Raw genomic sequence first — 9,268 nt, 5'->3', positions numbered from 1 at the left:
GGCAAGCCCCGCCGCGCGGCGCCGCATGGCCGCGGCCCCCGAAAGACGGCCGCACCGGCCCTGTCACGCCATTGCCCCGGCGTGCAGCAGCTTCCAGTTGATCGCGTCGAGCAACGCCTCGAAACTCGCGTCCACGATGTTGGGGCTCACCCCCACGGTGGACCAGCGGCGCCCCTGCCCGTCCTCGCTGTCGATGATGACACGCGTCACCGCCTCGGTGCCGCCCTGCGTGATGCGCACCTTGAAATCGACCAGCCGCATGTCGTCGATGACACCCTGGTAGCGCCCCAGGTCCTTGGCCAGCGCCTTGGCCAGCGCGTTCACCGGCCCGCGGTCACTGCCCGTCCTGTCCATGGATTCGGATACCGACAACTTCTTCTCGCCATCAACCTTGACCACGACGACGGCCTCGGACAGCGACACTGTCTCGTTGTACTTGTTCTTCCGCCGCTCGACCGTGACCTTGTAGCGCTTGACCTCGAAGAAGTCCGGCAACTGGCCCAGTTCACGCCGCGCCAGCAACTCGAAACTGGCCTGCGCGCTGTCATAGGTATAGCCGCGGTCCTCGCGCCGCTTGACCTCGTCGAGGATGCGCGGCAGCGCCGCGTCGTCCGGCGCCACCTCCAGCCCCGCCTCGGCCAGCCGCCGGCGCAGGTTCGACTGGCCCGCCTGGTTCGACATGGGAATGACCCGCGCGTTGCCGATGAGCGACGGGTCGATATGCTCGTATGTCGACGGGTCCTTGAGGATCGCGCTGGCGTGCAGCCCCGCCTTGTGCGCGAAGGCCGACGCGCCGACATAGGCGGCCTGCTTCATCGGCACCCGGTTCAGGATCTCGTCGAGCAGCCGGCTGGCCTGCGTCAGCCCGCTCAGCGCCTCGCGCGTCACCCCGATCTCGTAGCGGCTTGCATATGGTTCCTTCAGCAGCAGCGTCGGCAAAAGCGCCGTCAGGTTCGCGTTGCCACAGCGTTCGCCCAGCCCGTTCAGCGTGCCCTGTACCTGCCGCGCCCCCGCATCGACGGCCGCAAGGCTGCCGGCCACGGCGTTCTCGGTGTCGTTATGCGTGTGAATGCCCAACCTGTCACCGGGGATGCCCGCCGCGATCACCTCGGCGGTGATCCGGCCGATTTCAACCGGCAGGGTGCCACCGTTGGTGTCGCACAGCACGATCCAGCGCGCCCCGGCCTCCAGCGCCGCGCGCAGGCATTCCAGCGCATAGGCCCGGTTGGCTTTCCACCCGTCGAAGAAATGCTCGGCGTCCAACAGCGCCTCGCGGCCCTGCGCCGCGATATAGGCGACTGACCGGGCGATGTTCTCGACATTCTCGGCCAGCGTGATGCCCAACGCGCGCTCGACGTGGAAATCATGGGTCTTGCCCACAAGGCAGACGGACCGCGTGCCGGCATTCATCACCGCCGCCAGCACGTCGTCATTCCCGGCGCTGCGGCCCGCCCGCTTGGTCATGCCGAAGGCGGTCAGCGTGGCCCGCATTTCCGGCGTTGCCTCGAAAAAAGCGCTGTCGGTGGGGTTGGCGCCCGGCCAGCCGCCCTCGATGTAATCCACGCCCAGCCGGTCAAGCGCCCCGGCGATCTGTTTCTTTTCGGAGGTCGAGAAACTGACACCCTGCGTCTGCTGCCCGTCGCGCAGCGTGGTGTCGTAGAGGTAGAGCCGTTCCTTGGTCATGAGCACCCCCCCTCGCAGCATGGCCTTTGCGCGGGTTCAAGGCGCACTTGTGCGCCGCCGCGCAGCGCCCGACCGCCCCCCCGGGCGGGCGCTTTTGCAACGTCGCAGTCCCGCGCCATCATCGGAGGTGTCTGGCGGCCATAAAGTGCGCCGAACAGCGGTTGCAGCGCCCCCCCGGCGGTCGGGCCCTGCGCGGCAGGCAGGCGAGGTAACGAAAAGCGCGTCACTTCAATGCCTCCAGCTTGGCCGGGTCAAAGCCCGCACCGGGGATCAGCTCCACCCCCTCCTTGCTCATGCGCACTTCGACTCCGGCATCGACCAAGGCGGCCTTGAGACGGTCGACCTCGGAAAAATCTCTGTTTTGCATGGCCTTGGCGCGCGATTCTTTCAATGTTACGGCCAGTTCGCTCAACGCTTCATTCGAGGCGAGCCTTTCAACGGCATCGTCGAATACCCACGCCCCCATAACGGCGGTGTCTTCGAGCAGCCCCAACAGCCGGGCCGACGCCGCGAAGTTGTCGATCTCCGCCCATGGAACTTCTGCTCTCTGGCGATCCTGAATGGATTTTGCAATCTTGTGCAGTTCCGAGATTACACCGGGCGTATTCAAGTCGTCGGCCAGTGCGTCGATGACGGCGGGGTGCACATTCCCGTCGGCGCCCGCTGAATTGGCCAAGGATCGCCATTTACGCAACGTCTTTTCTGCCTCTTTCGCCTTCTCCGCCGTCCAGTCCATCGGCTTGCGGTAATGGGTCGAGAGGAACACGAACCGGATCACCTCCCCCGGTATGCCCTGATCCAGCAGATCCCGCACCGTGAAGAAATTGCCGAGGGACTTGGACATCTTCCTGCCCTCGACCTGCAACATCTCGTTATGCAGCCAGTAGCGCGCGAATTCGCCCTCGGGATGGGCGCAGCAGCTCTGCGCGATCTCGTTCTCGTGATGCGGGAACATCAGGTCGTTGCCGCCGCCGTGGATGTCGAAGCTCTCGCCCAGAAGCTCGTAGCTCATGGCCGAGCACTCGATATGCCATCCCGGCCGCCCCCGGCCCCACGGGCTGTCCCAGCCCGGCAGGTCGGGCGTCGAGGGTTTCCACAGCACGAAATCCATCGGGTTGCGCTTGTAGGGCGCGACCTCGACCCGCGCGCCCGCGACCATGTCGTCGACCGACCGGCCCGACAGCTTGCCATAGCCCTCGTGCCAGGATTCGACATCGAAAAGCACATGCCCCTCGGCCTCGTAGGCGTGGCCCTTCTCGATCAGCGTCTCGATCATGTCGATCATCTGGCCGATATACTGCGTCGCGCGGGGCATCTGCGTGGGCTCCAGCGCGCCCAAGGCGCCCATGTCGTCCAGAAACCACTGCGTCGTCATTTCGGTGATCCGGGCGATCTCGGCGTTCACGTCGCCCTCTTCCCCCACGTTCTCGACCGCCCGCGCGTTGATCTTGTCGTCGACGTCGGTGAAATTGCGCACATAGGTCACATGGTCGGAGCCATAGACATGGCGCAGCAGCCGGTAGAGCACGTCGAACACGATCACCGGCCGCGCGTTGCCCAGATGCGCCCGGTCATACACGGTCGGACCGCAGACATACATGCGCACGTCGCCCTTATCCAAAGGCTCGAACGGCTCTTTCTTCCGTGTCCTCGTGTTGTACAGCTTGATCTCGGTCATGAAGCCCTCTCTGGCGCGCGCAGGATCCCGCGGCGGGCTTAGCAACTTACTCTCGTGGATGGAATAGAAGACCGGCCCGCCTGACGATGTCAGCAGGTAATGCAGCGAATGACGGTCTCGGTGCGTGTGGTCATGAGCCACGGGGTACGCCGCCGTGGCCGCGGCGTCAAGCCATGATGCATCGCCCGCCCTGACGGCCCGGATTCGGTTTGACTTTCGCACCGCATTGCGGCCACGTCACTGTAACAGCACGATGGGGGACCTCGACCAGTGAAAGCGTCAAACCGGATACGCGGGCTCACCGCCGGCGGCTCGGACGGATGGGATGTCTATTACCGCGCCAACCGGATGGTCGCGGCCGGTCAACCGGTCACGCAGCTGACCATCGGCGAACACGACGTGGGCACCGACCGCGGCATCCTCGACGCGATGCACGCGGCCACGCTGGCCGGGCACGTGGGATATTCCATGTTCAACGGCAATGCCAACCTGCGCGAACGCGTCGCGGCCCGGGTCGGCGACCGTACCGGCGTTCCGACCACCCCGGACAACGTGCTGGTCGTCCCCGGTGGGCAGGCGGGGCTGTTCGCCGCCCATCACGCCGCCTGCGACGAGGGCGATACCGCGCTCTTCGTCGATCCTTTCTACGCGACCTATCCCGGCACAATCCGCGCCGTGGGCGCACGGCCCGAGGCCATCCCGGCCCGCGCGGACAAGGCGTTCCGGCCCGATCCGGCAGACATCGCCGCGCGGGCACCGGGCGCGGCCAGCCTGTTGATCAACACGCCGAACAACCCCACCGGCGTCGTTTACACCGCCGCGACAATCGAGGGCATCGCGCGCGCCTGCGTCGATCACGACCTGTGGCTGATCTCCGACGAGGTCTACGACACGCAGCTCTGGCAGGGCGCGCACCTGACGCCGCGCGCGGTGCCCGGCATGGCCGAGCGGACGCTCGTCGTGGGCTCGCTGTCGAAAAGCCATGCCATGACCGGCAGCCGCATCGGCTGGGTCATAGGCCCGGAGGAGGTGATCGCGCACATGGGCAACCTGTCCACGCACACAACCTACGGGGTCGCCGGCTTCGTGCAGGAAGCGGCGTGCCATGCGCTCGACCTCGGCCCGGATTTCGAGGCAAAGATCGCCGCCCCCTTCCGCCGCCGCCGCGACCTCGTGCTGCGGCGGGTCGACGCGCAGGACACCGTGCACGCCATCCCGGCGGATGGCGGCATGTTCGTGATGCTGGACATCCGCGCCACCGGCCTGTCGGGCGAGGCCTTCGCGCGCCGCCTGCTCGACGACCACCTGGTCGCCGTCATGCCCGGTGAAAGTTTCGGACAGGCCGCCGCCGGCCATGTCCGCGTCGCGCTGACGGTTGCAGATGACCGGCTTGCAGACGCCATCGGCCAGCTTCTTGACCTTGCGCGGCGCCTTGCCAGCGCATCCGCCACCGGGTGAGCGGCGCCCGACCGGTCCGGTCCGCGCCCGCCGTAAGGTCAACCGCGGAACCCGGTCGCAACCACGAATTTCTCGGAACTGTCGGCGCGTGATGCCGGCGGCTTCACGTTGACCACCTTGGTGAACTTCCGCTTCAGCAACTTCTGCAACTCGCCCTCGGTCCCGCCGGCAAGCACCTTTGAAACAAAGGTGCCACCCTCGTCCAGCACGTCGAAGGCCAGCCACGCGGCCGCCTCGCACAGCGCCATGATCCGCATGTGATCGGTCTGCTTGTGGCCCGAACTGGCGGCCGCCATGTCGCTCATCACCACGTCGGCGCGACCGCCCAGCCATGCCTTGACCTTCGCGTCGGCCCCGTCCTCCATGAAATCGAGCTTGTGCAGCTCGACCCCGGCGATGGGCTCCACGTCCTGCAGGTCGATGCCGAGGATGTAGCCCTGCGCCTTGCCCTGTTTCTCGCCGCGGGCGTTCACGCGCGGCACCGCCACCTGGCACCAGCCGCCGGGCGCGCAGCCCAGATCGACCACGCGCGCGCCGGGCACGAAAAACCGGTGCTTGTCGTCAAGCTCCATGATCTTGAAGGCGGCACGGCCCCTGTACCCCTCGGCCTGCGCGCGTTTCACGTACGGGTCGTTCAATTGCCGTTGCAGCCAGCGCGTCGATGACGGCTTGCGGCCCCGCGCCGTCTTGACCTTCACGGTCAGGTCACGCTGCCCACGCCCCGAGGTGTTTCGGCCATCCGGTTTCTTCGCCATTGCAGTTCCCTTCACACCCGTCAGGCAGTTTCATCCGCCAGCACCCCGTCCGCCGCCATCTGCGCGTAAAGGATGCCCTCGCGCAGGCCGCGGTCGGCCACCGACAGCCGATCGGTGGGCCAGCATCGCAGGAGTGCCTGCAGGATGGCCGATCCCGACATGATCAGCGCCTGCCGGTCAAGCCCGATCCGCGGATCGCGGCGCCGCCCGACCGGGCCCAGTGCCAGATACGTCCGGATGACGCGGTCGATCTCGTCGCTGGTCATGGTCAGCCCGTCAACCTTGTTGCGGTCATAGCGCCGCAGGCCCAGATGGCTGGCGGCCACCGTCGTCACCGTTCCCGACGTGCCCACGATCTGGAAGCCCTCGCGCGTCTGCTCGTGCTTGTAGGGCGCGAACTCCGCGAGGTTCTCCTCGAAAAACCAGCTCATGAGCGCGAAACGTGCGCTGTCGTCCTCCACGTCGTGGAACTGGTCGCGCAGCGTCGCAACGCCCAACGGCACGCTGATCCAGTCCACCACCCGCGCCGCGGGAAAGTCGGGGTCGGTCGGGGCGAACCCCGCATGCATCCGCATGATCGAGCGCGCGCGCTCGCGCCGCGGCACGCCGGTCAGGTCGATCCAGACCAGCTCGGTCGACCCGCCGCCGATATCGACCACCAGCAGCTGGTCCGTGTTCGCGCTGACCAGCGGCGCGCAGGACACCACGGCAAGCTGCGCTTCTTCCTGCGGCTCGATGATGTCAAGGTCAAGGCCCGTCTCGCGCCGCACCCGCTTCATGAAATCGGCGCCGTTACACGCCCGGCGGCAGGCTTCCGTCGCCACCAGCCGCATCCGGCTGACGTTGTTGCGCCTCAGTTTGTGATTGCACACCCGCAGCGCCTGTATCGTGCGGTGAATGGACGACCGCGACAATCGCCCGGACTTCTCAAGGCCCGCGCCGAGCTGAACAGATTTCGAAAAGCTGTCCACGACCTTGAACTGACTGCCCTCCGGACGGGCAACCAGCATTCTGCAACTGTTTGTACCCAGGTCGAGCGCAGCATAGAGCGGCGCCGACTCGGGCGGTGGGGGCGCGGGACGCTCAACCGGTTTCGGGAACGCGCCCGCACCTGCGGAGCGCCTGGGCGCCATACTGTCACGCCCTCCATATCGAGTTGATGACAAGGTAGTGTCTTCTGCACGCCCGCGCAAGCGTTGCCTCCAACCACATGCCCTCGACGGCTCGCCGAGATGTGACGCCGCCCCCCGTGGCGTGGCACGCAAACCCGGGTTACGGTCAACAAGTCGCATGACGGACGCGGATTGTCGAAATTCGACCCTGTCCACCCGCCCGTCTACATTAGATAGGGCCCATCTGGAACGAAGGAATCAGCCATGGTTGACGTCACCATCGTCTACTGGCGGGACATCCCCGCACAGGTCATCGTCGGCAAGGGCCGCCGGGGCGCGAAAAAACCGCTGCCCGAACGGTTCGAACAGGCGATCGACCGCGCCGCCATGAAGATCGGCGCCGAGGACACCGACGCCTACCTCGCCGAATGGCGCAAGGCCGATCCGTTCCATGTCGAGGGGGACCCCTCGCAGGTGGCCGAGGCCGAGGCGGCACGGCTGGACGCGGAGTATGATCAGGCGCGTATCAAGCAACTGATCGCGAATGATGGTTGGGCATGAACCCCAAAGCGCTATGGGAGGCCACGATGGCTCTTTTGAACTTCAAGAAGCGTGAGAAACCCGCGCCGGTCTCGAACGGCCAGCTCGAAGCCTTCCTGCAGGGCTATTCCATCGAGGTGATGCCGCGCACCGCCGAGAAGGTCGAGAATTTCCGCGACCTGCTGCCCGAGGGCACCCGCGTCTACATCGCGCATATCGAGGGCACGCCCATCGAGGACATGGTCGCGACCGCGCGGCGGCTTGCCAACGAGGGCTACCCCGTTATGCCGCATTTCCCCGCGCGGATCATCAAGGATCGCGCCACGCTGGCCGACTGGATCGCGCGCTACCAGGGCGAGGCGGGCGTGGATCAGGCACTCCTGCTGGCCGGCGGGGTTGAAAAGCCGCACGGCGATTTCGACTCGTCCATGCAGATGCTTGAAACGGGCGAGTTCGACCGGGCCGGGTTCAAGCGGCTTCATGTCGCTGGCCATCCCGAGGGCAACAAGGACATCGACCCCGACGGCAGCCGCGCGAATGTCGATGCCGCCCTGCGGTGGAAGCAGAAGTTCTCGGAAACCACGGACGCGCAGATGGCACTGGCCACCCAGTTCGCCTTTGACGCGGGGCCGATCATCAAGTGGGCCGACGATCTGCGCGCGGCGGGCATCACCCTGCCCGTTCACATCGGGATCGCCGGCCCGGCCAAGCTTCAGACGCTCATCAAGTTCGCCATCGCCTGCGGCGTCGGCCCGTCGCTCAAGGTTCTCCAGAAACGCGCGATGGATGTCTCCAAGCTGATGATGCCCTACGAGCCGACGGAGGTGCTGACCGACCTTGCCGCACACAAGGCCGCCCACCCGGACTTCAACATCACGAATGTTCACTTCTTCCCGCTCGGCGGGATCAAGGCGAACGCCAACTGGGCCATCGAGAACGGCGGCGCGTCCACCGTGCCCGCAAGTCAGCAAGGATAGCAAATGACGCGTACCGTAGTCGAAAGCAAGACCAAGACCGCGATCATCGGATTCGACGAACCTTTCTGCGTGATCGGTGAGCGGATCAACCCGACCGGCCGCAAGAAGCTCGCCGCGGAACTGGAGGCCGGCGATTTCTCGACTGTCGAATCCGACGCGGTGGCGCAGGCGAATGCCGGGGCCACCGTGCTCGATATCAACGCGGGCGTCGTCTACAACTCGAACCCCAACCCCAACGAGACAGAACCCCCGCTGATGACGCGGATGATCGAACTGGTGCAGGGCCTCGTCGATCTGCCGCTCTGCATCGACAGCTCGGTGCCCGGCGCGCTCGAAGCCGGGCTTCAGGCCGCCCATGGCCGCCCGCTGCTCAACTCCGTGACCGGCGAAGAGGAACGGCTGGAACTGGTCCTGCCGCTGGTCAAGAAATACGACGTGCCGGTCGTGGCGATCTCGAACGACGACACCGGCATTTCCGAGGACCCGGACGTCCGCTTCGCCGTCGCCAAGAAGATCGTGGAACGCGCCGCCGATTTCGGCATTCCCGCGCATGACATCGTGGTCGATCCGCTTGTCATGCCCATCGGCGCCATGGGAACCGCCGGCCAACAGGTTTTCCGGCTGGTGCGCAAGCTGCGCGAGGAGCTGGGCGTGAACACCACCTGCGGCGCCTCGAACATCTCGTTCGGGCTGCCCAACCGGCACGGCATCAACAACGCCTTCCTGCCGATGGCGATGGGCGCGGGCATGACCAGCGCGATCATGAATCCGATCACGCTGCCGGTGAAACAGGCCGAGATCGAGGCCAAGAAGGCCGAGCTGGCCGCCGCCGGCATCGCCCTGCCCGGGGATATCGACGACGAAACCTTCTGCCAGCTGTTCAACCTCGGGTCCACCAAGCCGCGCCCCGGCAAGGAGATGGAGGCGATCCGCGCCGCCAACTTCCTGACAAACAACGATCCGCATATATCGCCTCCACTTTCTCCCGTGAGTACACGCTTGATGTGCTTGCCTTTGGCGAAAACGGATCGATCGTCTTTGCTGACGGGTCGGCAATCAATGCCG

8 protein-coding genes are annotated in these 9,268 nt (G+C 66.0%); 4 read left to right on the top strand and 4 right to left on the bottom strand.

Features of this window, described 5'->3' with window-relative positions; genetic code table 11:
* Window positions 1–63: 63 nt before the first annotated feature.
* Complete coding sequence (gene cimA, locus ACH107_RS26830) at window positions 64–1,683, bottom strand: citramalate synthase (protein ID WP_412508718.1); 1,620 nt, start codon at window positions 1,681–1,683, stop codon at window positions 64–66.
* Between the two features lie 223 nt (window positions 1,684–1,906).
* Window positions 1,907–3,361, bottom strand: a complete 1,455-nt coding sequence (gene cysS, locus ACH107_RS26825; RefSeq protein WP_412508716.1) for a cysteine--tRNA ligase — start codon at window positions 3,359–3,361, stop codon at window positions 1,907–1,909.
* Between the two features lie 270 nt (window positions 3,362–3,631).
* Here cysS and ACH107_RS26820 point away from each other — a divergent pair, with 270 nt between their 5' ends.
* A complete protein-coding gene (locus ACH107_RS26820) occupies window positions 3,632–4,819 on the top strand; it encodes a pyridoxal phosphate-dependent aminotransferase (RefSeq protein WP_412508715.1) in 1,188 nt (395 codons plus the stop codon).
* A 38-nt stretch (window positions 4,820–4,857) separates the two neighbouring features.
* Here the strand turns inward: ACH107_RS26820 and ACH107_RS26815 are convergent, their stop codons facing one another.
* Window positions 4,858–5,574: an RlmE family RNA methyltransferase gene (locus ACH107_RS26815; protein ID WP_412508713.1), complete on the bottom strand. Its 717-nt coding sequence runs from the start codon at window positions 5,572–5,574 to the stop codon at window positions 4,858–4,860.
* 20 nt (window positions 5,575–5,594) lie between these two features.
* Window positions 5,595–6,707 (bottom strand): Ppx/GppA phosphatase family protein, encoded by a 1,113-nt coding sequence (locus ACH107_RS26810; RefSeq protein WP_412508712.1) that lies wholly within the window; start codon window positions 6,705–6,707, stop codon window positions 5,595–5,597.
* A gap of 243 nt (window positions 6,708–6,950) precedes the next feature.
* Between ACH107_RS26810 and ACH107_RS26805 the strand changes: the two genes are divergently transcribed.
* The 3 genes from ACH107_RS26805 to ACH107_RS26795 form a co-directional block, all read left to right on the top strand.
* Entirely contained in the window at window positions 6,951–7,247 is a 297-nt protein-coding gene (locus ACH107_RS26805) for a virulence factor (RefSeq protein ID WP_412508711.1), read from the top strand.
* Window positions 7,248–7,273: 26 nt separating this feature from the next.
* A complete protein-coding gene (locus tag ACH107_RS26800; protein ID WP_412508709.1) occupies window positions 7,274–8,203 on the top strand; it encodes a methylenetetrahydrofolate reductase in 930 nt (309 codons plus the stop codon).
* Window positions 8,204–8,206: 3 nt separating this feature from the next.
* On the top strand, window positions 8,207–9,268 hold a 1,062-nt coding region (locus ACH107_RS26795), incomplete at its 3' end, for a methyltetrahydrofolate cobalamin methyltransferase (RefSeq protein WP_412508707.1).

This window comes from Roseovarius halophilus (ex Wu et al. 2025) (assembly GCF_047086965.1).
This window is presented reverse-complemented; position numbering and strand designations above follow the sequence as displayed.

Excerpts from the sequence above, each read along its gene's own strand:
- cimA (WP_412508718.1), bottom strand. The coding sequence starts at position 1,683 with ATGACCAAGGAACGGCTCTACCTCTACGACACCACGCTGCGCGACGGG.
- cysS (WP_412508716.1), bottom strand. The coding sequence starts at position 3,361 with ATGACCGAGATCAAGCTGTACAACACGAGGACACGGAAGAAAGAGCCG.
- ACH107_RS26815 (WP_412508713.1), bottom strand. The coding sequence starts at position 5,574 with ATGGCGAAGAAACCGGATGGCCGAAACACCTCGGGGCGTGGGCAGCGT.
- ACH107_RS26810 (WP_412508712.1), bottom strand. The coding sequence starts at position 6,707 with ATGGCGCCCAGGCGCTCCGCAGGTGCGGGCGCGTTCCCGAAACCGGTT.
- ACH107_RS26805 (WP_412508711.1), top strand. The coding sequence starts at position 6,951 with ATGGTTGACGTCACCATCGTCTACTGGCGGGACATCCCCGCACAGGTC.
- ACH107_RS26800 (WP_412508709.1), top strand. The coding sequence starts at position 7,274 with ATGGCTCTTTTGAACTTCAAGAAGCGTGAGAAACCCGCGCCGGTCTCG.